The sequence below is a fragment of the Desulfuromonas versatilis genome, assembly GCF_019704135.1.
GTDB lineage: Bacteria > Desulfobacterota > Desulfuromonadia > Desulfuromonadales > NIT-T3 > Desulfuromonas_A > Desulfuromonas_A versatilis.
The window spans coordinates 4,630,229-4,656,376 of sequence record NZ_AP024355.1 but is presented as its reverse complement, the minus strand read 5'-3'; the positions used below and the strand labels follow the sequence as shown (position 1 = coordinate 4,656,376).

At 64.6% G+C, this 26,148-nt stretch carries 24 protein-coding genes; 20 read left to right on the top strand and 4 right to left on the bottom strand.

From position 1 onward, the window contains the following. Both nth and DESUT3_RS20820 read left to right on the top strand, forming a co-directional pair. On the top strand, window positions 1-654 hold the full coding sequence (gene nth / locus DESUT3_RS20825) for an endonuclease III (protein WP_221250420.1): 654 nt from the start codon (window positions 1-3) through the stop codon (window positions 652-654). 2 nt (window positions 655-656) lie between these two features. Continuing rightward, window positions 657-1,637, top strand: coding sequence for a TAXI family TRAP transporter solute-binding subunit (locus DESUT3_RS20820; RefSeq protein ID WP_225911577.1), 981 nt, complete (start codon window positions 657-659; stop codon window positions 1,635-1,637). A gap of 80 nt (window positions 1,638-1,717) precedes the next feature. On the opposite strand, the gene DESUT3_RS20815 is transcribed toward DESUT3_RS20820, so the two are convergent. Continuing rightward, entirely contained in the window at window positions 1,718-4,120 is a 2,403-nt protein-coding gene (locus tag DESUT3_RS20815) for a penicillin-binding protein 1A (protein ID WP_221250418.1), read from the bottom strand. Window positions 4,121-4,264: 144 nt separating this feature from the next. On the opposite strand from DESUT3_RS20815, the gene DESUT3_RS20810 reads away from it, so the two are divergent. From DESUT3_RS20810 to DESUT3_RS20790, 5 genes are all read left to right on the top strand, one after another. Next, window positions 4,265-4,588, top strand: a complete 324-nt coding sequence (locus DESUT3_RS20810; RefSeq protein ID WP_221250417.1) for a cytochrome C — start codon at window positions 4,265-4,267, stop codon at window positions 4,586-4,588. A 108-nt stretch (window positions 4,589-4,696) separates the two neighbouring features. Next, entirely contained in the window at window positions 4,697-6,145 is a 1,449-nt protein-coding gene (pyk, locus tag DESUT3_RS20805) for a pyruvate kinase (RefSeq protein WP_221250416.1), read from the top strand. A gap of 38 nt (window positions 6,146-6,183) precedes the next feature. Beyond that, window positions 6,184-6,873 (top strand): 7-cyano-7-deazaguanine synthase QueC, encoded by a 690-nt coding sequence (gene queC, locus DESUT3_RS20800; protein WP_221250415.1) that lies wholly within the window; start codon window positions 6,184-6,186, stop codon window positions 6,871-6,873. Between the two features lie 96 nt (window positions 6,874-6,969). Then, window positions 6,970-7,740, top strand: a complete 771-nt coding sequence (folE2, locus tag DESUT3_RS20795; RefSeq protein WP_221250414.1) for a GTP cyclohydrolase FolE2 — start codon at window positions 6,970-6,972, stop codon at window positions 7,738-7,740. Window positions 7,741-7,775: 35 nt separating this feature from the next. Beyond that, a complete protein-coding gene (locus DESUT3_RS20790) occupies window positions 7,776-8,459 on the top strand; it encodes a TIGR04282 family arsenosugar biosynthesis glycosyltransferase (RefSeq protein WP_221250413.1) in 684 nt (227 codons plus the stop codon). A gap of 31 nt (window positions 8,460-8,490) precedes the next feature. On the opposite strand, the gene DESUT3_RS20785 is transcribed toward DESUT3_RS20790, so the two are convergent. After that, window positions 8,491-10,101: a sigma-54-dependent transcriptional regulator gene (locus DESUT3_RS20785; protein WP_221250412.1), complete on the bottom strand. Its 1,611-nt coding sequence runs from the start codon at window positions 10,099-10,101 to the stop codon at window positions 8,491-8,493. Between the two features lie 249 nt (window positions 10,102-10,350). On the opposite strand from DESUT3_RS20785, the gene DESUT3_RS20780 reads away from it, so the two are divergent. The 5 genes from DESUT3_RS20780 to DESUT3_RS20760 all read left to right on the top strand — a co-directional run bounded on the left by DESUT3_RS20780 (window position 10,351) and on the right by DESUT3_RS20760 (window position 15,306). Next, window positions 10,351-11,241, top strand: coding sequence for a hypothetical protein (locus DESUT3_RS20780; RefSeq protein ID WP_221250411.1), 891 nt, complete (start codon window positions 10,351-10,353; stop codon window positions 11,239-11,241). Between the two features lie 55 nt (window positions 11,242-11,296). Next, window positions 11,297-12,397 carry a GGDEF domain-containing response regulator gene (locus DESUT3_RS20775; protein WP_221250410.1) on the top strand — a complete coding sequence of 367 codons (1,101 nt, stop codon included), beginning with the start codon at window positions 11,297-11,299 and terminating at the stop codon, window positions 12,395-12,397. A 19-nt stretch (window positions 12,398-12,416) separates the two neighbouring features. Then, window positions 12,417-12,728 (top strand): hypothetical protein, encoded by a 312-nt coding sequence (locus DESUT3_RS20770; protein ID WP_221250409.1) that lies wholly within the window; start codon window positions 12,417-12,419, stop codon window positions 12,726-12,728. Beyond that, complete coding sequence (locus DESUT3_RS20765) at window positions 12,725-13,972, top strand: hypothetical protein (RefSeq protein WP_221250408.1); 1,248 nt, start codon at window positions 12,725-12,727, stop codon at window positions 13,970-13,972. The genes DESUT3_RS20770 and DESUT3_RS20765 overlap by 4 nt, the downstream gene beginning before the upstream one ends. Window positions 13,973-14,082: 110 nt before the next feature. Then, window positions 14,083-15,306, top strand: coding sequence for a NupC/NupG family nucleoside CNT transporter (locus tag DESUT3_RS20760; RefSeq protein ID WP_221250407.1), 1,224 nt, complete (start codon window positions 14,083-14,085; stop codon window positions 15,304-15,306). Between the two features lie 20 nt (window positions 15,307-15,326). Here the strand turns inward: DESUT3_RS20760 and DESUT3_RS20755 are convergent, their stop codons facing one another. Next, a complete protein-coding gene (locus DESUT3_RS20755; protein ID WP_221250406.1) occupies window positions 15,327-16,073 on the bottom strand; it encodes a hypothetical protein in 747 nt (248 codons plus the stop codon). 251 nt (window positions 16,074-16,324) lie between these two features. Between DESUT3_RS20755 and DESUT3_RS20750 the strand changes: the two genes are divergently transcribed. From DESUT3_RS20750 to ybgF, 7 genes are all read left to right on the top strand, one after another. Continuing rightward, window positions 16,325-16,924 (top strand): HD domain-containing protein, encoded by a 600-nt coding sequence (locus DESUT3_RS20750; RefSeq protein WP_221250405.1) that lies wholly within the window; start codon window positions 16,325-16,327, stop codon window positions 16,922-16,924. A gap of 486 nt (window positions 16,925-17,410) precedes the next feature. Then, complete coding sequence (gene tolQ, locus DESUT3_RS20745; protein ID WP_221250404.1) at window positions 17,411-18,082, top strand: protein TolQ; 672 nt, start codon at window positions 17,411-17,413, stop codon at window positions 18,080-18,082. Window positions 18,083-18,085: 3 nt separating this feature from the next. Beyond that, window positions 18,086-18,508 (top strand): protein TolR, encoded by a 423-nt coding sequence (gene tolR / locus DESUT3_RS20740; RefSeq protein WP_221250403.1) that lies wholly within the window; start codon window positions 18,086-18,088, stop codon window positions 18,506-18,508. 84 nt (window positions 18,509-18,592) lie between these two features. After that, the gene (locus DESUT3_RS20735; RefSeq protein WP_221250402.1) at window positions 18,593-19,456 is read left to right on the top strand and encodes a TonB C-terminal domain-containing protein; all 864 of its coding nucleotides are present in this window, start codon (window positions 18,593-18,595) and stop codon (window positions 19,454-19,456) included. 4 nt (window positions 19,457-19,460) lie between these two features. Then, window positions 19,461-20,753 carry a Tol-Pal system beta propeller repeat protein TolB gene (gene tolB / locus DESUT3_RS20730; protein ID WP_221250401.1) on the top strand — a complete coding sequence of 431 codons (1,293 nt, stop codon included), beginning with the start codon at window positions 19,461-19,463 and terminating at the stop codon, window positions 20,751-20,753. A 121-nt stretch (window positions 20,754-20,874) separates the two neighbouring features. Next, window positions 20,875-21,432, top strand: coding sequence for a peptidoglycan-associated lipoprotein Pal (pal, locus tag DESUT3_RS21255; RefSeq protein WP_221250400.1), 558 nt, complete (start codon window positions 20,875-20,877; stop codon window positions 21,430-21,432). 151 nt (window positions 21,433-21,583) lie between these two features. After that, on the top strand, window positions 21,584-22,288 hold the full coding sequence (gene ybgF / locus DESUT3_RS20720; protein WP_221250399.1) for a tol-pal system protein YbgF: 705 nt from the start codon (window positions 21,584-21,586) through the stop codon (window positions 22,286-22,288). Between the two features lie 69 nt (window positions 22,289-22,357). Here ybgF and DESUT3_RS20715 read toward each other — a convergent pair whose 3' ends face one another. Then, entirely contained in the window at window positions 22,358-24,091 is a 1,734-nt protein-coding gene (locus DESUT3_RS20715; RefSeq protein ID WP_221250398.1) for a cation:proton antiporter domain-containing protein, read from the bottom strand. A 350-nt stretch (window positions 24,092-24,441) separates the two neighbouring features. Between DESUT3_RS20715 and DESUT3_RS20710 the strand changes: the two genes are divergently transcribed. Beyond that, window positions 24,442-26,139 carry a cation:proton antiporter domain-containing protein gene (locus DESUT3_RS20710; protein WP_221250397.1) on the top strand — a complete coding sequence of 566 codons (1,698 nt, stop codon included), beginning with the start codon at window positions 24,442-24,444 and terminating at the stop codon, window positions 26,137-26,139. The last annotated feature ends 9 nt before the right edge of the window (window positions 26,140-26,148 follow it).

The following is a 26,148-nucleotide window of genomic DNA, read 5'->3' as shown; positions in this document are numbered from 1 at the left end:
ATGGCCGCTAAGCCAGATCGCAAAACGGCGCTGAGGGTTCTGGGGACCCTTGAAGAGACCTACCCCGATGCCCACTGCGCACTTAACTACTCCAACCCCCTCGAGCTGTTGGTGGCGACGATTCTCTCCGCCCAGTGCACCGATGTGCGGGTCAACCAGGTGACCGAGGGGCTGTTCCGCAGGTATCCCGATGCGGCGGCCTACGCCGGCGCCGATCTAAGTGCCCTGGAGGAGGAGATCCGCAGCACCGGGTTTTTCCGCAACAAGGCCAGGAACCTGGTGGCCTGCGGGGCCGCTCTGCTCGAGCGCCACGGCGGCGAGATCCCCCGCACCCTGGAGGCGCTGACGGCCCTGCCCGGGGTGGGGCGCAAGACCGCCAACGTGGTCCTCGGCAACGCTTTCGGCCTTGCCGAGGGCCTGGTGGTCGATACCCACGTGAAGCGCATCGCCGGGCGCCTGGGGTGGACCCGGCACAGCGATCCGGAGAGGATCGAGCGGGACCTTTGCGCCCTGTTCCCCCGCGAAAAATGGACCCAGGCCAGCCATGTCCTGATTTTCCACGGTCGCCAGATCTGCAAGGCGCCGACGCCGCTGTGCACCCTTTGTCCGGTATTGAGTGACTGCCCCCGTATCGGGGTGACCAGGTCGAGGTAAGGATGCCGATTAAACGCGTTCTATTATTTCCGGTTTCAATATTGATCCTTCTGTCACTGACGCTGTCGGGGTGCCCCCAGCGGGAGCCCTTGCTGCACATCGGCGGGGGGCCGGCGGGGGGAACTTACCAGAAGGTGGCCGCGGGGCTGCAGGAGGTCATGCACCTGGCTGCCCCGGGGATGCGGGTGAGCGTGGAACGTACCGGCGGCTCGCTGGCCAATCTCAAGGGGGTGGAGCAGAGGAGCCTCGATATGGCAATCGTCTATGCCGGAGACGCTTACCTCGCCGCGCGGGGCCAGTTGGAAAAGCACCTCCCGCCGACCCGGGAGGTCAGGGCGCTGACGAGAATCTACGGGGCCACCGCGCATCTGGTGGTGCTGGCCAACAGCAGGATCAGGAGCGTGCACGATCTGCAGCGCAAACGGGTCGCCATCGGCAACCCCGGCTCCGGGGCGGCCCTGGCGGCGGAGCGGTTTTTCACTGCGCTGGGGCTCTGGGGGGAGGTCATCCCCGTCTACCTCGGCTACAGCATGGCGGCGGAGGAACTCTCCAGGGGGAGGGTGGAAGCGGTATGGGAAATGGTCGGCTTCCCGAGCGAGTCGCTGACGGAGTTGGGTCGTCGCGCCAGAATCCGGCTGCTGGACGTCCAGGCGCCGGCGCTCGCCGGCGGGCTGTACAATGCCTACCCCTTTTATCGGCCGATGGTTATCCCCGCGGGAACCTACCCAGGACAGCAGGCCGAGGTCGCCAGTTATCAGGACTCGGCACTGTGGGTGGCCAATTCCCACATGGACCCGGAACTGGTAGCCACTGCCCTGGAAAAGCTCTTCAGCAACGAAGGAATGGAGGCCATGCGGCGAAGCCACCCCTCGACCCGCAACCTCGACCAGGCCCTGGGGTTGTTCGGGGTGGAGATCCCCCTGCATCCGGGGGCCGAGCGCTTCTGGAAAGAGCAGGGCCAGGGTAAACCGCCAGCCCCCTGAAGGACCAGCGCGAATTCCACGAAATCAAAAAGCCCAATCCCTGGCGGGACTGGGCTTTTTGATTTCAGGCATTTTCGCGATCAGTTATCCTGCAGGTCGAGCTTGAAAAAGTCCCTGGCCCGCGGGCGGGATTCGTCCAGGGCGTAGCGGGAGGGGGCGGTTCCAGGCGCGAAGACTTCGATGTACGCCTCGCTGTTGTCCTCCGGGGTGAGCAGGCCAGAGATCCGGTCGATGGGGTGAAACTCGATGCCGTCGGGGACGGGGAACTCCTCGGGCTCCAGCCCCTTGACCGCCTCCTGCATGAAGCTTACCCAGGCCGGAGCGGCGGCCCGGGAGCCGGTCTCCTTTTTACCCAGGGGGCGCTCCTGGTCGAACCCCACCCAGGAGATGGCGACCAGCTGGGGGACGTAACCGGCGAACCAGGCGTCCTTGAGGTCATTGGTGGTGCCGGTTTTGCCGGCCACCGGGCGGCCGAGGCTCTTGGCCCGCCAACCCGTGCCGTCGCGGACCACGCTCTCCATGAGGTTGGTGATCAGGTAGGCAGTCTCCGGGGAGATGACCCGCTCGGGGGATTGGCGGATCAGCTTCTGGTCGCTGCCGACGCCGGTGGGGAAATCGGCGGGGTCGATGGATTCGAGAACCTTGCCGTCGCGATCGACGATTTTGGTGATATAGGTCGGAGTCAGGCGCACTCCGCCGCTGGCAAACACCGAGTAGGCGGTGGCCAGCTCCAGGGGGGTGAGGGCCGAGGAGCCCAGGGCCAGGGTCAGGTCGCGGGCCAGGGGCGACTCGATGCCGAGCTTGCGGGCGTAATTGACCACGTAGCTGACTCCGACGTCCTCCAGGATCTTGATGGTGATGACGTTGTGCGAGTGGGTCAGCGCCTCGCGAAAGCTGGTCGGCCCGTAGAATTTTTCCGCGTAGTTGCGCGGCTTCCACTCGGTCTGTTCGCCGCTGGCGCTGGTCTGCTTGTAGATCACCGGGGTATCGAGGATGACCGTGGCCGGAGTGTAGCCCTTGTCGAGGGCCGCCGCGTAGATGATCGGCTTGATCGCCGAACCGGGCAACCGGCGGGCCTGGATGGCGCGGTTGAACTGGCTCTGGGCAAAGTCGTAGCCCCCGACCATGGCGCGGACCTGTCCGCTGCGCGGGTCGAGGGCGACCAAGGCCCCCTGGGCGGCCGGTACCTGTTCCAGGCTCAGGGTGAGAACCTGGTCGGCCTTGACCTTCTCCACCCGCACCTTGAGCACCGATCCCACCGGCATGCGCTGCTCGCGCCCGGAGCCGCCCGCCGCGGCCGCCTGGCCGCGGGGGACCACCCGTACGGGGCCGGCCCATTCGTAGCCGGAGCGAGGGATCTCCCCCTTGAAGGGGCCGATGCGAACCTCCAGCTGATTGCCTGACCCGCCGGTGAGCACCGCATCGAGCAGATCGCCGGGGGCCACCAGCTTATCCCCCAGCTTCTGCTCCTGGTCGGCAAGAAAGGCCGCTTCCTCATCGGCGGAAAGCACCTTTTCCACCCCCCGGAACCCCTGGCGCTTGTCGAGTTCGCGCAGGTTCTCCCGCACCGCCTGCTGGGCGACCTGCTGCATGCCGAGGTTCATGGTGGTGTAGACCTTGAGGCCGCCGCTGTAGAGCAGCTGCTCGCCGTAATTCTCCTCGAGGTAGCGGCGCACCTGTTCGGTGAAGTAGGCGGCGTCGGCAATGTGGACGTTGACCCGCGGGTGGATGGTCAGCTCCTGGCCCAGGGCCTGCTGGGCCTGCTCGGGGCTGATGTACCCCTCATCGACCATGCGACCCAGGACGTATTTCTGGCGCTCCTTGGCCCGGCCGAAATGCCGGTAGGGGGAGTAGCGGCTGGGGGCCTGGGGCAGCCCGGCGAGCATGGCGCACTCGGCCAGGGAGAGGTCCTCGACGTTCTTGTCGAAATAATTCTCGGCGGCCGCCTGCACGCCGTAGGCGCTGTGGCCGAGGTAGATCTGGTTGAGGTAGAGATAGAGGATATCCTGCTTGGACAGGTATTTCTCCATGCGCCAGGCGAGGATCGCCTCCTTGAATTTGCGCTCGAATTTCTTCTCCGGCGAGAGCAACAGGCTTTTGGCCACCTGCTGGGTGATGGTGCTGCCGCCCTGGACGATGCCGCCGGCCTTGATGTTCTTCAGCGCGGCGCGCAAAATGGAGACCAGGTCGATCCCCTTGTGTCCGAAAAAGTGGGAATCCTCGGCGGCGACGAAGGCCTCGATGAGCTGGCCAGGCATGCGCTCCACCGGGACCGGGATGCGCCGCTCGCGGTAATACTCGGCGATCACCCCGCCGTCTTCGCTGTAGACGCTGGTGATGATGGGGGGGCGGTAGTCCGCCAGGGTTTCGACCTTGGGCAGGGTTTTGGAAACGTACAGGTAGGCGGCGGACAATCCGAGCAAAACCGCAAGCCCCAGGCCGAGCCCGGCGAACAGGGAGAAGCGGATCAATTTTCCGATCATAGGCAGGCTAAGGTCTCCAATTTTCGCAAAAATCCATTAATAGCACAGAGCTGCCCGCAGGTTCAACGGTTTTGCCGTTTGCCTGGCCTGGCCGCTGTGCTATAGTTCACGGGATAATTCCCTAGGAAGGAGACTTGACGCCGCATGAAAAAGACCCTGCTGCCACTGATCCTGATATGCTCCCTGGCCTGGGGCTGCGCGATGCTGGGATCCTGGAAAGCGATCCCCGCTCCGGGCGGCTGCGACCAGTGTCACACCCAGCCGATCGGCAACGACTGGCAGCTGGCTTATGAGCCGCCCACCCTGACCAGCGAAACCGGCAGGGAAGCCTGGCAAAGTTCGGGATCGATGGCGCCTGCCGAAGCCTCCCCGCTCGAGCAGCAGAAAATTTCCGAGCAACGCTGCTTCCGCTGTCACAAGGGGCCGGACAAGGCCCATACCGAGTACAAGGGACGCTACCACCACTAGAGTTGCTCCCGAAAAGCTTGCCGGGCTTGTCGAGGGACCCTTTTCCGGCCGGAAAGGGTCCCCTGTTTATGGGGCCCGGCCAGGTGGTAAGGCCGAAAGGATCCAGCCATGTTCCGTCGCACCAAGATCGTTGTCACCCTCGGCCCGGCCAGCGAGTCGGAATCGATGCTGCTGGCCCTCATGGAGGCCGGCGCCGATGTTTTTCGCCTCAATTTCTCCCATGGTGACCTGGAAAGCAAGGCCAGGCTGATCGAGCGGATCCGTGAACTTTCCCGGCGCCGGCGCCGGGCGGTGGGGATCCTGGCGGATCTGCAGGGCCCCAAGATCCGCACCGGGCAGATGGCCGGCGGCGCCCTGACCCTGGTCTCCGGCAGCGAGGTCACCCTGACCACCCGCGAGGTGCTGGGCCAGGGCGAGCTGATCCCCACCACCTACCGGGAGCTGCCGGGAGACGTGACCCCCGGCGACCGGATTCTGCTCGATGACGGGCTCATGGAGCTGGAGGTGCTCTCGGCCGCGGCCGAGGAGGTGCGCTGTCGGGTCAAGTTCGGCGGAGTGCTCAAGGACCGCAAGGGGATCAACCTGCCGGGGGTGAAGGTTTCCGCGCCGGCGCTGACGGAAAAAGACCTGGAGGACCTGCGCTTCTGCCTCGGCCACGGCGTCGACTACGTGGCGCTCTCCTTCGTACGGCGGGCCGAGGACGTGCACGGCCTCAAGGACCTGCTCTACCAGCAGAAGGCCGACCTGCGGGTGATCGCCAAGATCGAAAAGCCCGAGGCGGTGGCCAATTTCGACGCCATCCTCGAGGCCGCCGACGGCATCATGGTGGCCCGCGGCGACCTGGGGGTGGAGATGAGCCCGGAGAAGGTGCCGCTGATCCAGAAGCGCATCATCCGCCAGTGCAACGAGGCGGGCAAACCGGTGATCACCGCCACCCAGATGCTCGAAAGCATGATTGCCAATCCCCGCCCGACCCGCGCCGAAACCTCCGATGTGGCCAACGCGATCCTCGACGGGACCGATGCGGTGATGCTCTCGGCGGAGACCGCTTCCGGGCAGTTCCCCGTCGAGGCGGTTTCGCTGATGGTGCGGGTGGCCCACGACGTGGAGGAGGATCCGGTGCTGCGCGAAAAATCCTTCCGCCCCATCCCCGAGGTGCGCGGCTACCGGCGGCTGCCCGAGGCGATCGGCCAGGCCGCCTGCCGGGTGGCCGAAAACCTGGGCGCCGCGGCGATTCTCGCCTTTACCCAGACCGGCAGCACCGCGGCCCTGGTCGCCAAGTACCGCCCGTCGGTGCCGGTATTCGCCATCACCCCCACCCTCGAGGTGCGCCGCCGCATGTCCCTGTATGCCGGGGTGCGCTCGCTGCGGGTCGACATCCAGGGGGATACCGAAGCGCAGATCCGTTCGGTGGAGCAGGCGGTGCTCGATGCCGGGGTGCTGAAAAAAGGGGAGGTGGTGGTCATCACCATGGGCAGCCCCATGTCGACCCCCGGCACCACCAACCTGATGAAGGTGCACCGGCTGGGGACCGGGGACTTTTACGAAGTTCACTGACTCGAGAAATCAGGAGTCAGCAGTCAGGAGTCAGGAAAATGTCCAAAAAAGCGGTTGTTCTTTACAGCGGGGGGCTCGACTCGACCACCTGCATGGCCATCGCCCGGGCTGAGGGGTTCGAGCCCTACGCCATGAGCTTCGCCTACGGCCAGCGCCACAGCATCGAACTGGACAAGGCCCGGCAATACGCCCCGAAAGTGGGGGCCGTCGAGCACCAGCTGGTGGAGATCGATCTGCGCCGCATCGGTGGCAGCGCCCTGACCTCGGACACCGCCGTCCCCAAGGGGCGGGCGATCGACGAGAGCATCCCGGTGACCTACGTGCCGGCGCGTAACACCATCTTTCTCTCCTTCGCCCTGGGCTGGGCCGAGGTGCTGGGGGCCCAGGACATCTTTATCGGGGTCAACGCCCTCGACTACTCGGGCTACCCCGATTGCCGCCCTGAGTTCATCGCGGCCTACGAGGCGATGGCCAACCTCGCCACCAGGGCGGGAGTCGAAGGGGGGCGCTACCGCATCCACACCCCGCTGATCCAACTGAGCAAGGCGCAGATCATCCGCAAGGGGCTGGAGCTGGGGGTCGACTATTCCCTGACCCACTCCTGCTACGATCCCACCCCCGAGGGGCTGGCCTGCGGCGAGTGCGACTCCTGCCTGCTGCGGCTCAAGGGGTTTGCCGAGGCGGGGGTGAAAGATCCCGTCCGCTATGCGGTGAGCAGTGAAAAGTAAGGAGTGAGGAGGAAAAGCAAAGTCATGACCAACAAAAGCAAAGATAAAAACGCCTCACCCCTCACGCCTCACGCCTCCCCGGCCCCCGAGGGGCCGATGCGTGACATACAGCGGGAACCCGACACCCGCAAGGTCCCCATCGACAAGGTCGGGGTGAAGAACATCAGCTACCCCATCGTGGTGCAGGACAAGAGCAAGCTCGAGCAGCACACGGTGGCGCGCATCAACATGTACGTGGACCTTCCCCACCACTTCAAGGGGACCCACATGAGCCGCTTCATCGAGATCCTCAACCAGTACCGCGGCGAGATCAGCATCCTCAGCCTCGACACCATTCTCCAGGAGATGAAGGAGCGCCTCGAGGCCTCCTGCGCCCACATGGAGCTGGAGTTCCCCTACTTCATCGAAAAACAGGCTCCCGCCTCCGGGGCCCGCGGGCTGATGGAATACCAGTGCCGGATGCTCGGCACCCTGGGGGATTCGGCCGACTTCGTGCTCGGCGTGACCGTGCCGGTCACCTCCCTGTGCCCCTGCTCCAAGGAGATCAGCGCCCGCGGCGCCCACAACCAGCGCAGCGCCATCAACGTGCAGATCCGCTACCGCGACCACGTCTGGCTCGAGGACCTGATCGAGTGGGTGGAGAGCTGCGGCAGCGCGCCGGTCTATTCGCTGCTCAAGCGCGAAGACGAGAAGGCGGTCACCGAGCAGGCCTACGACAACCCCATGTTCGTCGAGGACATCGTGCGCGCGGTGACCCTCAAGCTGCGCCAGCAGCCGGCGATCCAGTGGTTTCGCGTCGAGTGCGAGAATTTCGAGTCGATCCATAACCACTCGGCCTACGCTCTGGTGGAGAGCGGCACCCGCTAGCGGCTGTGGATAACCCTGTGGATTCTGTGGATAGTTTGCAAGTCTCTGAAATTAATAGCTCTATTCCGAAGATTGCAACGCGGGCACTGGGGATTTTCGCCAAGCAGCCGCTCCCCGGCAGGGTCAAAACCCGCCTCTGCCCGCCGCTTTCCGGCGAGCAGGCCGCCGAGCTCTATCGCGTCTCGCTGATCGAAACGGTCGAATCGCTGGCAGGCCGGGACTTCGACCTGGTGCTGTTCTACGCCGGGGAGGAAGCGTTTTTCCAGTCCGCTTTTCCCGCCCTGCCGCGCATAGCCCAGGCCCAGGGTGGCCTCGGCGAGCGGCTCGAGCGGGCCTTCGAGGCCCTTTTCGCCCGGGGCTGCCGGCGGGCCGCCATGATCGGCTCGGACAGTCCCGACCTTCCCGCGCACCTGGTCGAGGAGGCCTTCGCCGCCCTGGAGCGCGCCAGCTTCGTCACCGCCCCCGCCGCGGACGGCGGCTACGTGCTGGTGGGGCAGGACGCAGTGCATCCCGAACTGTTCCGGGACATCCCCTGGAGCACCCCCGGGGTGCTGGCCGCTACCCGCGAGCGGGCCCGGGCCCTGGGGATCGGCTACCGGGAGGTGGCCGGCTGGGAGGACGTGGATGACCTGCCCTCCCTGCGCCGGCTGGTCGAGCGCTCCCCCGCCTCGGCGACCGCCCGGTTCGGCCGGCGCCTTCTCGCTCGCCACGGCTGGTAGGGGCAAGGCGCACCCCGTTTGCGGGCAACCTTCAAGGTTGTTTCTGGGTGCCGAGGCAACTCATCAGGGTGTTGTAGGTGCAGCCAAGGGTTTCGGCCAGTTTGGTCGGTTGGATGCGGGTGCGGCCGCCAAGACTGGCAACCAGGTGCCTGACATAGGCCCCCTGCAGGGCCTTGAGCTTGAGTTGGCGGGCTTCGATCTCCGCCAGGCTGGAAACGGGGAGGAGGAACTGGCGCCACTCTTCGTCAAAGGTGGCCTCCTCAGTGCCGGGGAACACCATCGAGCCGGTCGGTTTCCCATCAAGCTCGCGAAAAATGTCGTCTCCCAGCAGTACTAAGCGCTTGATCATGGCGGAGAGCTCGCGCATGTTGCCAGGCCAGGGGTAACCAGCCAGACGGGCGGCATGCTCCGGTAGGGCCAACTGTTTCCAGATCCCGCGGATGACATCGGGGGTCAGGACGGTCTCCCCCTCCTCCCGGATGACAGACCTCCACATCAGGCGGTATGCCAGGTTGCAGGCGATATTGACGATGTCCCGCCCTGCCATATCCCGCAGCGCCACGGTGCGCAGCTCGACATCGGCGACCCGGTAGTAGAGGTCGGCCCGCAGCTTGTGCATCAGGCTCGGTTGCGCCGCGGAGATGATGCGGACGTCGGCGCGCAGGGTGCGGTTGCCGCCGAGGCGGGTATAGGTGCCATCCTGCAGGAAGCGCAGCAGCTTGGCCTGAACGCGCGGGGCCATCTCCGGCAGCTCGTCGAGAAAAAGTGTACCCCCGTCCGCCTCTTCTACAAGTCCCTTCTTGGCCTTCTTGGCATCGGTAAAAGCCCCCTGCTCGTGTCCAAAAAGTTCCGATTCAAGCCTCTCTCCCTCGAAAAAGGCGCAGTTGAGGGCCAGAACCGGCCCGTTGCCGCGGGTGCTGAAGTCGTGCAGGTACCAGGCGAGGGATTCCTTGCCTGTGCCGGTTTCGCCGAGGATCAGCGTGTTCAGACCCGAACGCCCCACCTGGACGGCCCGGTCCCGCAGCCGGTCGATGGCGTTCGGGTGTAGCCGGCGCTCCTCTGCATAGTTCCCCCCCGCCATATCCGGCTCCCCTTGTTCGACAAACCGCCGGGAGCGTTCGAGCTGGGTGGCCGAAGGCGCTCCTCGGCGGAGGGTCAGGATGATCTCCTCATAGACCGCCGCCGGCGGCTCGCCGGCGATCAGGGCCCGCATCAGCCGGTACTGGATCCATTGGCGTTCGGCTAGGGAGGTCCCGCGGGGGGGATGGGGCGGGGTCCAGGGCGGGCGCCGCGAGGCTTCATAATGGTTGCGCTCGGGCTTGAGGCCACACTGGTTGGCCCATCTCTCCATCCCCGGGCAGTATCCGGAGCAGCAGAAGGTGATGCGGCGCCGCAGGTCCAGGGGATGGCGGGAAAGCACCTGTGCTGCTTCCCGCAGTTGCTCATCGGGCGCGTGCAGCAGGGCCACCAGGCCGAGGTCATCGTCGCCCATGTCTGCCGCCAACTGGCCCAGGCTGGCGGCAAGGTTGCCGGTGCGGACATGCTCGATCCGCAGAGCGTAATGCTCCAACCGGCGGGCTTCCCGAGCGGCGCGGGACAGGGAGGGTTCGCGAAGGTCGCAGTATAGATGCAGGGTCGGCATGGTCTCCTCGGGAGCGGGTTTCCGCACTCTGCCGGGAGACCGGAGAGTGGTTTCTAAAATAATAGTCATTGTTTCAAAAAATGAAAACAAGAAATGGCCCGAAGGCGCAGTTCCTTCGGGTTTGTTTTTTTAACTAGCTGAAAACAAGTGTAAATTCAAAAGCTGGGGAAAATGGCACGAACCGTGCGAAACAGGAGGAAAAGCCAGCCCGCAGGGCTGGGACCACCCAATGTGCCCCACGGAGAGAAGATGCCCCTTTCGTCCCGCAACAGGCAGTTGTCCAAAGAGCGCCGCGCCATGTACAGCTTCGGCGACTACAACCCCTATCGGCCGTCGGTGCGGGAATGGCCCCTGGTCGAAGAGAACCTTGAGCGCGTCAAATCAGGTGCCATCAACTTGCGCGGTTTTCTCCGGCAGACCCCCAATTTCGCCCGCTGGCAGGAGGAGCACCTGCGGCAGGCCCGAGTTCTTATGGTGACCAACGAGCCTGGTCTGGGCGGGATCGGCAAGCTCTACGGCGACCTGGTGCGGAAACAGGATGCGGAAAGCGTGGCGGACCTTTTCCATGAGTCGATGCTCTCCTGGCTCAGCCTCTCCAACCATCCCGGCCTGAAAGCCATTCACGGGGAATTGCCCTGGGTGGAAAACGGCAGCTGGCAGGCCGAACATCCGAGGCTGGCGGCCTGCGGCAAGGCCGGCTACTTTCTCGTCCCCGGCGAGGAAGCGGAGCTGGCTGGCTGCAAAGTCCTGCATCTCGAATTGTCGCCCTTCGCCCAGAGCGACGGCCAGGACGTCAACCCCCGCAACGACCAGGATCTGGAATACCACCAGCAAAACCTGGAGGCTATCCGACAGTTCTGCAGCTTTGCGAGCCCTGAAAGACCCCGGGATATCTTCATCGTCGGCAACCGGGCCAGGATCCGCAGCCGGGACCCCGGCACCTTCCAGCTTCAGGCCATACGGACTTCGCGAAAAGACAGGTCGCACAAGATCGTCGATTTGCTGCGGGTCGCCCAGGCGGGCGAAGGATCGGTGCGGGTACGGCTCTGCCGCCAGTGGCCGGCGCAGGGGCGCGAGCCTGAGGTGCTGGAACTGGTGCGGGCCACCGCCTTCGAGCTGCGGCCGGCTCGGCGGGCATAAGTCGTTGAGTTCGGGTAGCTTGCACGGCGTAAGGTCCTACCCAGGGGAGACCGGAATGGAGGAAAAAAGCCAGCGATTAACCGAAGTTCTGATCGCCGGGGCGGACCCTGCCCAGCTCACCCGGATCCGAGAAAGCGTGGAGAAGGCGGGTTGTGTGGTGGTAGAGGCCGCGAATGGCGAGGATGCGTTGGCCCAATTCAAGACCAGAGAACCCGATGCTGTGCTGCTGAATGCCGCCTTGCCGGGCATGGATGGATTCGAGGTCTGCCGGGCCATTCGCCAGACTCCTGCCGGACAACACAAACCAATCTTGATGGTTATCGGCGGCGAAAGGGTCGAGGCAATCCGTCGGGCCTACGAGGCGGGGGCCAGTGACTTTATCACCAGCTCGGCCAAAGGCTTTGTCCTTGATTATCGCATCCAATTTATGCTCCGAACAGCTAAAGCGAGCCAAAAGCAGGAGAAGCTGGCGCTTGCCTCACGAGTCGCCGAACCCGTTGATTGGCCTAGGGATTTTCACCACAAGCACCAGAGCCAGCCTGTCGAGATAGCCGGGACCCTCCAGGATGTGATGGACAGCATGCCAACCGGGACCGCGCTGCGGGAGAGCGAGGCGCTGCTTATCCACCTGGCCTACCATGACGCCCTGACCGGATTACCAAACCGACTGCTTTTTCAGAACCGCTTCCAACATGCCATCGCCAAGGCGCATCGCTCCTGCAAGCAGGTGGCCATCTTATTCATGGACCTGGACCAGTTCAAAAGGGTCAACGATTCTTTTGGCCACGATGTCGGCGATCGACTATTGCAGGCGGTGGCGGGTCGACTCAGGGCCTGTACCCGAAAAGGAAATACCCTGGCCCGCATAGGTGGTGACGAGTTCGTCCTGCTCCTTGAGGAGGTGGAGCAGCTTGGTGCGGTCTGTTCGATGGCCCATAAGGTCAATACTTGTCTTGCCCCGGCCTTTCGGGTCGGCGGGCTTGAGTTTCACGTCACGGCCAGTATCGGCATCGGAATCTATCCAGATGACGGCGGCAGCGTAGCTGAGCTCATGAGGTGTGCGGATTTTGCCATGTACCGGGCCAAGGAGGGGGGCGGGAGCAGCTTCCAGTTCTTTACCCAGGGAATGCCGTGGTCGGTAAATTCAAAGGCTTGACCACAGGGGCCATCAAACATTGAGGAAGGGAGATATTGAATCACCGGACGAATTGACAGAGCGAGGCGAGGTCGTTCGGGTCGGCAAGGCCCTCGGTCAGTATTCGCGTGAAGAGATGCAGAAAACTTGGACCCAGCGCGGAGGGAAGATTGCAGAGAAGGTGAACGGGGGCCTCGGCAAAACAAGGACGGTCAATGGCTTGCCGGAGGCCGCTGAAGATGGTCACGGTCTGTTCTTCTCCAAGGCCAAACCACGCAGCGGGGGAAAACAGGAAAGGCCCGAATGGCTTTGGGGCGACCCAGGCATAAACTTCAACAGGAGGACAACATGAGACGAGGCGTCAGGATTTTGGTTGCAGGAATGTTTCTTGTAAGCCTAGCCGGTTGCGGTGGCGGTGGAAGTAACGACAGCACTCCAGTCTCGACGCCCGCCAGCGTCAGCGGCGTTGTGGCCGACGGTTACCTGGTGGATGCCACCGTCTTCTCAGACCGCAACGGCAACAAGGTCTGGGACGAAGGGGAACCGAAAACGACCACCGGCGCCGGTGGAGAGTACACTCTGACGGGCGAAGAGGTCGATCAACATCCAATAGTCGTTCTTGTGGAGGCGGGGGTTACCGTTGACGAGGACAACCCGGGCGTTCCGGTCGAAAAATCGTATCTTCTGATGGCTCCGGCCGGTCGGCCCGAATTCATCAGCCCGCTGACGACTCTTATCCAGGGACAGGTCGAGAGGGGCAAGTCGATCGGCGAAGCCGAGGATGTCATCAAAGGTGCTTTGGGTTTTGCGTCCGCCAACCTCTTCGCCAATTACCTGGCCGACTCAACCACAGCCTCCCCCTCACTCCACGGCATCGCCCAAGCACTTGCCAGGGTCTTTGGCACCGTCCAGGAGGCCGACCAAAGTGGCCGTAGCGCCCAGGAAATGGTGGCCCACATCACTGACGTTGCCACACGCCAATTGGTGGCCATCGCAGCTGATCCCGACACCTACGACCCGACCAACATCGGCACCGGCTTCACCACCGAAACCTTCTCGGGTAAGACTTTCGTCCAGGAGTATCCAGATGGGGGGATTTCCGTCTTCACCTTCAACGCGGATGGGACCTGGTCGGAGTGGACCACCGACCAGGGTTTCTATGAATTTCTCCAAGGCAATTGGGAGTTCAATGAAGCCGAGCAGACCATCAGCATGGATTTGAATTCCGGACTAATGGAGCCCGCAGATGTGTTGGCGGAAGTTGACAAATATCTTTATGTCGGGAACCTTGGAAGTGCGCAGCGGCTTGCCAAAACGGATCCTTTCACGACCTCAATGCTGGCCGGGAAAACCTTCCAGATGACCGGCCTGAGTTCCGGCGTGGCGACCTTCAATGCGGATGGCACCGGGGTAATGCAACACGACGGCGGTGAAAACAGCTCGGGTAGTTGGAGTATTGATGATGGGGGGCTCCTTCTCCTTGGCGGGCTCAGGTTCTACCTGCTCGCCGGGAGTGAAATCGCCAACTTGAGAAGTGTCGAGCTGGATGTGCCTTTCCAGTCTATAGGAATAACGAACATGACATTGATTGAGTGATCTGCACTTGCCCCACCTCCCGAATTCATGCAAACTGTCGCCGCGCTCACCCGGAGCGCGGCTTTTTTTCATCTCCGGTTTGTGGCCGATTCAAAGGGAATCTATTTGCCATGGAACAGATCATTCGCGGAGGGCTTGGCATCGCGGCGCTGGTCGCCCTGGCCGTCCTTTTTTCCGGGAACCGCCGCGCCATCCGCTGGAAGCCCGTCGGCTACGGCCTGCTGCTGAACGTGCTCTTCGCCTTCCTGGTCCTGCGCACGGCGCCGGGGCGGGCTTTCTTCGAGCAGATCGGCGGCGGCCTGGCCAAAATCATTATCTACGCCTCGGAGGGGACGCGGTTCGTCTTCGGCCCGCTCTACACCGGCTTCACCCAGGTGGAGAACTTTTCCGGCTGGCCTTACGCCTTCGTCCTCGACGCCCTGATCCCCATCGTCTTTTTCGCCGCCCTGATCAAGGTCCTTTACTACTATCGGATCATGCAGCGCATCGTTGGCGGAATGGCCGGGCTCTTCACGCGTCTGTTCGGGATCAGCAGCGTCGAGGCGGTGGTGACGGCGAGCAACGTCTTTCTCGGGCAGACCCAAGCGCCGCTGACCGTGGCCCCCTACATCCGCTCGATGAGCGAGTCCCAGCTCTTTCTCACCATGACCGGCGGCATGGCGACGGTCGGCTCGGGCCTGCTGATCGCCTATGCCGGGATGGGCGCACGCATCGAATACGTTCTGGCCGCCAGCATCATGGCGGCCCCGGCGGCGATCGTCTTCGCCAAGCTCCTGGAACCGGAGACTGATCTCAGGGGGGATCAGGAAACGGCACCGATCGATGAGGAGCATGGGGTGAACGTCCTTGACGCGGTGGCTCGCGGCGCAATGGAGGGGTGGAAGGCGGTGGTCGGGGTGACGGTGATGCTCCTTGCCTTCATCTCCCTGATTCACCTTCTAGACGGGGTGATCGCGGCGGGGAGCGGGGAGCGGGCGAACCTCGAGGGGATTCTGCAGGTCGTCTTCGCCCCGGCCGCCTGGATCGTTGGGGTACCGGCAGCGGACGTTGGCGCTTTCGCCCGGCTGGTGGGCGCCAAAACAGCCTTCAACGAAGTAATCGGTTTCAGCGCCCTGCCGGCTGAGACTCTCTCACCCAAGGGGTTGATGCTTGCCTGCTTCGCCATGACCGGCTTCGCAAACTTCTCTTCCATCGCCATCCAGATCGGTACCTTGGGCGAGTTCGCCCCCGAGCGCCGCAGCGAGGTGGCACGACTCGGGCTGCGTGCCCTTTTTGCCGCCACTCTGGCCAATCTTCTGAACGCGGCCATTGCCGGCATGTTCTTCAGCGGTTAGGGGCGCGACGTGGCAAGTCCCTAACCCAACAGCAGGCGTTGCGGGGCCAGATCCGCCAAGCGGCTGTATAGGGTCTCCGCGCGGCGGTCCGCCACCAGGTGCAGCCAGCCGCCGACGTGCACCAGGTGGCCGCCGGGGCGGCTTCGCAGCAGTTCGCGGATTTTTCCTTCCATCCACTTATCGCGCTGGCCGATCCCCTCCTCCCCGCGGTGCCTTTCGAGAAAGGCCTGGCGGACCGCTTCATCGAGTCTTTCGCCCAACAGCAGGCGCGCGAAGCCGAGACCTTCGCCAGAGGTTTTTTCCGCCCCCTCGGGCAGGCCGACCAGCACCCGCAGGTTGCGGTAGGTGATCAGTTCGGTCTCCACCCGCTTGAGCTTGGCCACGGAGATCTCCCCGAGGTCGATCAGCCGCAGGGGGGTGCCGCTCTGTTCGGCCCAGGCCGCGCAGGCCTGGTACTCGAAGGGGAGCTCGAGCAGGCTGAGGATGTCGGCCACCGCGGGGTGGCCGGCGACGCTCCGGCGGTCTTCGCCGCGCTCGCGCGCCAGGCGCTCGAGGATGCGCTCGAGGCGCAGCCCCAAGTGGCGGGAGTGGAGTTGCCGGTAGTGCAGAGCGGCAGGGCTCATCTCCAGGGTGAGCAGGTCCGGACGCAGCTCTTCGAGCAGCCGCAGCAGTTTGGCGCGGCCCTGCGGGTCCCGGTGGACGGTGCCGACCAGGGTCAGGCGAGTTTGGGGTGGGGGGCTCGGGCTGTCGGGGTTAAGCTCGGTCATGGCAGATGCCTTCCGGCTGTCTCCTAAAAGCATAGCAATTCCAGACGCTTTGGCAATTGGTGCCAATGGTGCCGCGCTTTCCCCGGCTGGGGGTAAGCCCAGGGGTGAGGCCTGGTCTCTGGAAAACCTGGCCGTGCTGGGCTAAGATAGGCTGTTCTGGTCAAAATTTTGTGGAATCGGAGAGGGCTTGAGCCTCGCTAGGGTCCCCTTGCACCGCCAGCGGGTTCCCGAGGATGAAGGATGCCAGGGTCATGACCGACCTCGACTATATCGAACACTGCCTGCTCCTGCCCGATGGGGAGGAGCGTGCTGAGCGCTTCGCGGCTGACCCGCGCCTGCGCGCGCTGCTTCCCGAGGTCTATGCCCTGGCCGACGTTCCCCAGCCCCCGGACCATCACCCGGAGGGGGATGCCCTGGTCCACTCCCTGCTGGCGGTGCGGCACCTGCCGGGCAATGCCGACCCTCGGCTGGCCTGGGCGGCGCTGTTGCACGACGTGGGCAAAGCCCTGACCACCCGGGAGATCGACGGCCGCATCCGCGCCTTCGGCCATGACCGGGAGGGGGTGCGACTGGCCGAAGGCCGGCTGCGGAGCCTGGGTATGGAGGCGGGCCGTCGCGAGGATGTGCTCTGGCTGGTGCGCCATCACATGTTTGCCCTCAGCTGGCAGGTTGGCGAGCAGCGCCGGCTGAGCCGGCGCCAGTGGCGGTTCATCGCCGACGCCAGGTTTCCCCTGCTGCTGGCGCTGATGCGGGTGGACGCCCTCGCCGCGGGGGGCAGCCCCTCCAAGCTGGCCCAGGTCGATTTCTACCGGCAGGCCCGGGGCCGCCTGGCCTTTCCGGGGGCGTCATGAGTCCCCTTTGCGGACCCTGTCGGTCTCGGGCAACATGGGGCACTCCTGTTCCGTAGAGGGGTGGAAGTGCAGAGAATCAAGGCCTTGACCACCCGGCGCTTCCTCTGCGGTGCCGGGTTGCCGTCGGTGTGAGGCGACGCCTGGCCGTCGGTTTTCGCCAACGACCCCTGCCAATTCTGCTGGGGGAATCCCGTAAGCTTCCGATATGTAGAGCTTTTATCTTGCCTGGCACTGGGTTTGCTGGAGGCCAGAGCTGGGGCGACGGAGGACGGAAGAAGGCCTCGGGATAGATAATGTGAGGCCAACTCCGCGAATCGACTTGGCAGCGCCAGGCGGCCGCCCCGGCCCGCCGGCTAATCTTTGGCCCCGGGGGGAACCCGGGGCATTTGCGGGGCCGGGCAATGTTCCGTAAATACGTTGACTTGTACCAGAGGATCGCAGATAATCCCTGTTTCAGCACTAACCCTATTTCGCGGAGGAACAACCTTGGAACTCGTTCTCAACGCCGGGCCGGTGGTCAAGCTGGTCCTGTTGATTCTGGTCTACTTTTCCGTGGTCTCCTGGGCCATTATTTTTTACAAATTCCGGGTCATTCATCGGGCCACCAAGGACTCGGAGCGTTTTCTCGAGTTCTTCTGGGCCAAAAAGCGCTTCGACGCCATCGGTCAGGGCCTCGGCGACTACGGACACTCGCCGTTGACCGTGCTGTTCCGCGAAGGCTACCAGGAGCTGATCAAGGGGCAGCGCAAGCGGGAAGGGGAGGATGAGGTCGGCTTTGCCGCCGAGCTCGGCGGGGCCGACAACGTCGCCCGCGCCCTGCGCCGGGCCATGACCCTGGAGACCCACCGGCTGGAGAAGTTTCTCACCTTTTTGGCCACCACCGGCTCCACGGCGCCGTTCATCGGCCTGTTCGGCACCGTCTGGGGGATCATGGACTCCTTCCACGGCATCGGCCAGACCGGCAGCGCCTCGCTGGCGGTAGTCGCCCCCGGCATCTCCGAGGCGCTGGTCGCCACGGCCATCGGCCTGGTGGCCGCCATCCCCGCGGTGGTCGGCTACAACCATTTCGTCAACAAGGTCAACGTGCTGACCGGCGAGATGGACAACTTCAGCCAGGAGTTTCTCAACATCGTCGAACGCATGATGCGGAGGGCCTGAGCCATGGAAGTCGGCCGCAGAGACAGCAGCGGGCGCAGCACCCTGTCGCAGATCAACGTGACCCCCTTCGTCGACGTGATGCTGGTGCTGCTCATCATCTTCATGGTGACGGCACCGATGATGGAAAAAGGGGTCGACGTCAACCTTCCCGAGGTGCAGAACGCCCCGAATCTCGCCGCGGCCAAGGAGCCGCTGGTGGTCACGGTGGAGAAAAACGGCGCCATCTCCCTCGGCCGCTCCAAGGTCGAAACCCCGGCCAAGCTGATCCCGGTGCTGCAGCAGGTCCTCAAGGACCGCAAGGAGAAAGAGGTGTTTCTCGAGGCCGACCGGGAGGTCCCCTACGGCAAGGTGGTCCAGGTGATGGCCGCCATCCGCCAGGCGGGGGTGGACAAGTTGGGGATGGTGGCCCAGGAGCCCAAGTCCTGACCGCCGACGATTGACACGCCGATGCCTGCAAGTCCGCAAAAATTTCCCCCAGACCAGCTGCACCCCGAGCCGGGGCTGGGCCGTATGGTGGCCTGCTCCCTGATCCTGCACCTGGTGGTGGTGCTGCTCATGTCCGGAGTCATCCTGCCGCGTTTCCGCAAGCCGCCGCGCCCGGTCTATCACGTCGATCTGGTCAACCTGCCGGTCAAGGACCCCCAGGCCGGCCGGCCCGATGCCCGACCCGACCCGCCCAAGGCGCAGCCCGACAAGGCCGAACCGAGCAGCGCCCCGCCGCCGGCGCCGCCGGAACCGGCCAAGGTCGAGCCGCAAAAGCCGGCGGTGCAGATCCCCAAGCCCGAGCCCGAGCCCAAGCCGGAACCGAAACCGGAGCCGAAAAAGCCCGAGCCCAAACCGGAACCCAAGCCGCAGCCCAAGGCGGAGGCCAAGCCCAAACCGGAGCCCAAACCGGAACCGAAAAAGCCCGAACCGAAACCGGCCAAGCCCGCCGCAAACTACAACGATGTCCAGTCGGCGGTGGAGAAGATGCGGGCGAAGCAGAACATCGAGGATCTCAAGCAGAAACTGGCGGCCCTGGCATCCTCCGACACCCGCGCCGGTTCGGCGGTCCCCAATGCGCCGGTGGGGATGCCCGACGGCAAGGGGACCCAGGCCGGGGTTTCGGAGCAGACCTGGATCCAGGCCTTTCTCAAGGCCAACTGGAGTCTTTCCAAGTACCAGGTGCTGCGCACCGACCTGGAATCCAAGGTGCGCATCGTCTACGACGGCGGCGGCACCCTGATCGACTACAAGATGCTCAAGGCCTCGGGCGATGCGACCTTCGACGACTCGGTCAAGGCGGCGATTCTCAAGGAAAAGCAGCTCCCCTTCAAACCCGACGGGCGGCTGGAAGTCGAAGTTGTCTTCAACCTCAAGGACCTCATGGAGTAAGCTGATGCTCCGCAAATTTATCCCTGCTTTGCTTTTTGTCCTGCTGCTCGGCGGCCCGGCCCTGGCCCAGATCGAGATCCGCGCTCCCGGCCAGCAGACCATCCCGCTGGCGCTCACCGAGTTTCTGCCCCTGGACCAGGGGGCGCGTCCGGAGATCGCCCGGGAGATCAACGAGGTGCTCGCCTGGGACATGGACCTCTCCGGGCTGTTCAACCTGGTCGACCCGGCCGCTTTTCTCGGCGACGCCAAGCGCCTGGGGCTGATCAGCATCGACGTCGATTTCGGCGAGTGGCGCATGCTCGGCGCCCAGTCGCTGATCAAGGGGGCCTATTCGCTGCGGGGCGACGAGCTGGTGCTGGAGGCGCGGCTCTATGACGTGGTCAACCGGCGCCTGCTCACCGGCCGCCGCTACGTCGGCAAGGTGGACGATCTGCGCCGCATGGCCCACGCCTTCGCCGATCTGGTCCTGCAGAGCCTGACCGGCGAAGCCGGCCCCTTCAACACCCGCATCGCCTACATCTCGAACAAGACCGGGTTCAAGGAGCTTTACCTGATGGAGGTGGACGGCCACGATCCGATCCGGCTCACCGACCACCGGGCCATCGTCCTCAACCCCGACTTCTCCCCCCAGGGCAAGGAGCTGATCTTTACCTCCTACCGGGGGCGCAATCCCGACCTGTACCGCAAAGAGATCTATTCCGGCAGCGAGGCGCGCATCTCCAACCGGCCCGGGCTCAACGTCTCGGGGCGCTACCACCCTTCGGGCCAGGAGATCTCCCTGACTCTGTCCAAGGACGGCAACTCCGAGCTCTACCTGATCGGCACCGACGGATCCATCCGCCGGCGGCTTACCGACCAGTGGGCGATCGATGTGGATGCCGTCTGGAGTCCCAAGGGCGACCAGGTCGCCTTCGTCTCCGACCGCCAGGGCAACCCGCACATCTTCATCATGGACGCCGCGGGGGGAAGCGTGCGCCGCCTGACCAGCGCCGGCAAATACAACTCCACCCCGGACTGGAGCCCGAAGGGGGACCGCATCGTCTTCAGCCGCATGGAGGGGGGGCGCTTCGATCTCTACACCATCCGCCCCGACGGCAGCGACGAGCGGCGGGTGACCTTCGGCCCCGGCAACAAGGAGCATCCCCGCTGGAGCCCCGACGGCCGCTTCATCGCTTACTCCTCCGACGAGGCTGGGAAAAAGGCGATCTACATCGTCCGGGCCGATGGCAGCGGGCCGCGGCGCATTTCCCCGGCGGGCGGTGACTGCCAGCATCCGGCCTGGTCGAGCCAGTGGTAAAGAGGTTGTTTTTCATAACTGTTGCTGTATAATTAGCCTGTTTTTTTACTTTTTACGGCCATTTCGCCGCGTGGATTTGCGTTCAAACCTGATTGCCAGAATCAAAAAGGAGTGGAAGACCATGAAAAAAGGGAACATCCTGCGTTCGATGCTGATTGTGGCGGCCGCTGCCCTGCTGGCCGCGGGCTGCGCCAAGAAGCCGGCCCCCGGTACCGAGATGGCGGGCGAGGCGCCGGTGGTGTCCGAATCCCCCTATCAGCAGGAGGTGACCGGTATCTCCGAACAGGCGGTGAGCGAGGCGGCCGTGGCCGGACAGCCCGGCTACCTCCAGGGGGAGGTGGCGGTTCCCGGCCTGGACCGCATCTTCTTTGAGTTCGATCAGTTCACCCTGAGCGAGCAGGCCCGCGCGACCCTGGCGCAAAATGCCGCCTACATGAAAGCCAACGAGCGCGTGCAGGTGCGCATCGAGGGGCACTGCGACGAGCGCGGCTCCGACGAATACAACATCGCCCTCGGCGAGCGCCGCGCCCTGGCCGCTCTGAACTACCTGGTGTCCCTGGGGGTGCCGGCGAGCCGCCTGTCGATCATTTCCTACGGCGAGGAGTTGCCCCTCGAACCCGGCCACGGCGAGAGCGCCTGGTCCAAGAACCGAAGGGCGGAGTTCAAGGCACTGCGCTGATGCCTGGATGATCCGGTGAAGGCCGCGCCAGGCGCGGCCTTTACTTGTTTGTGGAGGAGAGTCAATCGTGAATCGTTGGTGCAAACTTGTTGTTTTTTTGCTCCTTGCTGCGAGCCTGACCGGCTGCATCGCCAGTCAGCAGCAATTGCGAATGGAACGTGACCTGGAAGAGATGAAACGGCGGCTGGCCAACGCCGAACGGTCCCTCGCCGGCCAGCAGGATACCAATGCCCCGCTGGAAGGGATGGCCCGTTCCCAGGCCGACCTGCAGGCGGGTCTCGACTCTCTGCGGGTCGAACAGCAGTCCTCCGCCGGGCGAATCCAGGACCTGGCCAGGGAGCGCGACCAGCTGCGCGAGGAACTGAAGCTGGTGCGCGACGACCTGGGGCTGAAACTGACCGCCCTCGAAGACCGTGTCGCCAAGCTCGAGCAGGGAGGCGGCGGTGTTGCCGCGCCGGCGGCCGCAGGGGCCCCCGAAACCCCCGAAGGCATCTACGCCAGGGCTCTGGACCTGATCCAGAGGGACGCCAACTATGCCCAAGGTCGGACCCTGCTGCAGGATTTCCTGCAGCGCTATCCCCAGCACAGCCTCTCGGTCAACGCCATGTACTGGGTGGGCGAGAGCTATTACGGCGAAAAAAAATACGAAAACGCCATCCTGCAGTTCCAGGACGTGATCCAGAAATACCAGGATCATCCCAAGGTGGCCTCCGCTCTGCTCAAGCAGGGTCTGGCCTTCAAGGCGCTTGGCGATACCAAAAACGCCAAGGTCATCATGCAGAAGATCATCGATTCCTTCCCCCTGGCGGATGAAGCCAAGAAGGCCAAGGGGTACCTGGCCGAATGGAAGGGCTGAGCCCTTCGTCGGGAAATCAGGAGACAACAGCACGTTAAGAAGGCGGCCCCAGCGGGGTCGCCTTTTTTTTCAGCTGCTTTCCGGGCGGCGGAAGGCGGCCAACACGTCGTTTTGGCTGAGGATGCCGAGCAGGCGCTGAGGATCGGCGGGGTCGATGACCGGGAAATAGCTGATGTTGCGGTTGAGTTGCAGGGTTTTCAGGGCCTCGCGAAGGGGCATGTCGGGGCCGAGGGCATGATTGGCCGCGGTGGCCAGGTCGCCCGCGACCACCAGGGGGACCAGCGAGGGTTCGAACAGCAGGTTGCGGATCTCGGTGTAGTTGATCATCCCCAGGAAGCGCTCCTGGCGGTCGACGACGGGAAAACGGTCGTAGCGGCTGTGGGCGATGATGCGCAACAGGTCGTAGTAGGGGGTGTCGTGGCGCACGGTCTCGACATTCTGGCGCATGACATGGCGCACCAGGATGTCCCCCGGGTCGTTCAGCCGGTGGCCGGCCGGCAGGCCGAGCGCGGAGCGGAAATGCTCGGCCACGCTGTGCATCCCTTCCAAGGTGCCCTGGGGGGCCCGTTTCTGCAGCAGGGAGAGAATCGGCACCTCGCCGGCGCGGACCAGTCCGTGGCGCACGGCCAGGGGGCCCACCAGCTCGAAAATGACCACCGAGCCGAGAACCACCGTCTCCAGCAAACGACCACCGGCGGGCCATTGCTGGGAGAGCTTGCTGGCCAGCCCGATGGCGACGCCGGCCTGGGCCAGCAGGGCCAGGCCGACATACTGGCGTTCGCGCTGACCGAAGGCTCCGAGTCTGGCGCCGATGGCCGCGCCCAGGCCCTTGCCCAGGGTGCGGGCCAGCACGTAGGCAACCCCGAGCAGCCCGATGTGCCCGAGGGTCTCCAGATGCAGATTGGCCCCGGCCAGAACGAAGAAGGCGACATACAAAAGGTAGTCGACCTGGCGCAGGGACTCCTGCAGCCGGTGCCAGCGTGGTGAACTGTTGGCCAGGATCACCCCGAGCACCAGGCTGGCCAGCAGGTGGTCCATTTCCAGGCTGCGGCAAAGGGCCGTGGCGGCTGCCACGCCGCCGAGCAGCAGCACCTTGTGTTCACTGGGCAGCTCCAGGCGCTGGGCCCAGAGCGCCATGGCCAACCCGAACAGGCCGCCGATGACCATGGGGCCGAACATGCCGAGCAGCAGCGTTCCCAGCCCCTCATCGGGCAGGATGAGAAAATGGCAGACCACCGCAAAGCCCAGAACCGAGGCGAGATTGTTGAACCCGACCAGGGTCAGCACCAGGCCCGTTACGGGCCCCTCGGCCTCGTACTCGCGGATCACCATCAGGGTGGCCGCGGGAGCCGTGGCGACGGCGATGGTTCCGAGCAGCAGGGCAAAGGCCAGGGAGGTCTGCCAAAGGTTGAGCCCCGGGACGGTGGTCTGCAGTACAACCAGGTTGCAAACCAGCACGGCGAGGCCGACCAGGGTGAAGGTAAGGGCCATTTCGCTTAGGGAAAACAGGGCGATACGGTGCTTCCAGCGACGCAGGCGCTCAAGCTCGAACAGCCCGCCGATGTTCATCAGGATCAGCGCCAGGGCGATGTCCGAGACCAGGCGCAGGCCGGCCAGGGCCTCGCTGGGCAGCAGGGGAGGCAGTCCCGCCAGATGGGCGAAGGAGGGGCCGATCAGCAGACCGGTCACCAGGTAGCCGGTGACCCTGGGGATGCGGCACCAAGAGGCCGCCCGGCCGCCGATCAGCGCGCCGAGAAAGATGATGGCGATAGCCGCCAGGATGTGGAGGTATTCGGCTGCCATAAGCTACCTTGGGCCGTTGCGCAGTGGCCGCTGGAAGGGGACCGGCACCTTCCCGGAAGAGCGCAAGGGGGGAGGCTCTCCGGATGGCCAGGATAACATGCCGATTTGGATGGGCAAAGGCGATTTCCCCTCCGGTTCGTGGCTCGCCGGCGGCGGAACCAGTGCTGCGCGCAGGAAAAAATCCGCCCAGCAGGCCAATGGACCGATTCCCTGCTACACTTATTATCATTAACGACGGCTCTGCTGACCTTCCCTGGAAAGCGCCCTGCCCGACCCACGGTGGTTCCTGCCCGGACGCGTCCCGCGGCCATTCGCGGCGCACGGAACGGCTCCCGACAGCTTGAGGATCGATGGATAGTCTGACTCCGCAGGAAATCACGACCATGTTCCTGGCCCTGGGCGTTCTGTTGCTGTCGGCCCGCCTGCTGGGCGAGTTGGCGCGCCGCTTCCGACAGCCGACGGTGCTTGGAGAAATTCTCGCCGGAATCCTGCTGGGGCCGACCCTGCTGGGGACTGTCGCCCCGGGGGTGAGCGCCGTTCTGTTTCCGGCACGCGGTGGCGGAGCCCTGGTCCTGGACGGCCTGACCACGCTGGCCATTGTGCTGTTTTTGCTGGTTGCGGGGATCGAGATCGACCTGGCCACCGTCTGGCGCCAGGGCAAGGTGGCGGTCCTGGTGGCGCTTTGCGGGGTTTTGCTCCCCTTCTCCATGGGGTTTGCCGCGGCCTGGTGGGCGCCGCAGCTGGTAGGCTTTCAGCCCGGCCCACCGCCCCTGGCCTTTGCCCTGTTCATGGCCACCGCCCTGTCGATTTCGGCCCTGCCGATCATTGCCAAGATCCTCATGGACCTCAACATCTACCGCAGTGACCTGGGGGTCACCGTGGTGGCGGCCGCGGTATTCAACGATCTGCTGGGCTGGCTGGTGTTTGCGGTGGTGCTGGGGATGGTGGGGGGAGACCACGGGCACGCCATGCCCATCGCCCACACCGTGTGGCTGACCATCGGCTTTACCCTGGCCATGCTGACGCTGGTCCCCTGGCTGATCCACCGCCTGCTCCCCTGGATCCAGGCCTATGCCAGCTGGCCCGGGGGGGTGCTGGGGTTCGCCCTGTCGCTGTGCCTCTTGTCCGCGGCCTTCACCGAGTGGATCGGGATCCACGCCATTTTCGGCTCCTTCCTCGCCGGGGTGGCCATCGGCCACTCCAGCCACCTGCGCGAGCAGACCCGAACCACCATCGACCAGTTCGTCTCGTTTATCTTCGCGCCGCTGTTTTTCGCCAGCATCGGCCTGCGGGTCAATTTTGCCACCCACTTCGACCTGGCCCTGACCGCGACCCTGCTGGTGCTGGCCTTTTCCGGGAAGGTGATCGGCAGCGCCCTGGGCGGCAGGCTGGGCGGGCTGGCTTGGCGGGAGGCCTGGGGGACGGGGTTCGGCATGAGCGCCCAGGGGACGATGGGGATCATCCTGGGGGTGCTGGCCCTGCAGTTCGGGCTGATCACCCAGCAGGTGTTCGTCGCCCTGGTGGTGATTGCCCTGGTCACCTCGCTGGTCAGCGGCCCGCTGCTGCAGAAAGTCCTGCGCCTGAAAAAGCCGCGCAGGTTTTCGGATCATGTGGTATCCGAGGGGTTCGTCCGCCAGCTCAAGGCGGTGAATCGCAGTGGGGTGATCGGGGAGCTGGCCGACGCGCTGACGACGGCCGCCTCCCTGGATGGCGAAGCGGTCCGCCAGGCGGTCCTGGCCCGCGAGCGGGTCATGGCCACCGGCATCGGCATGGGGGTAGCGGTCCCCCACGCCCGGCTCGAAGGGCTCAAGGCACCGTTGGTGGCCGTTGGCCTGTCGCCACTGGGGGTCGATTTCGACGCCCCGGACGGGCTTCCGGCCCATGTGGTCTGCCTGATCCTGACGCCTCAGCAGGACGACGGCGCCCAGTTGGAGATTCTCGCCGACATCGCGGCCACCTTCCGCAACGAGTCGCTACGGGACAAGATTCTCCAGGTTTCTGGCTACACCCAGCTTCTGGCCCTGCTGCGCAGCGAAAAGGGGGGCTGAGGAGCTCGC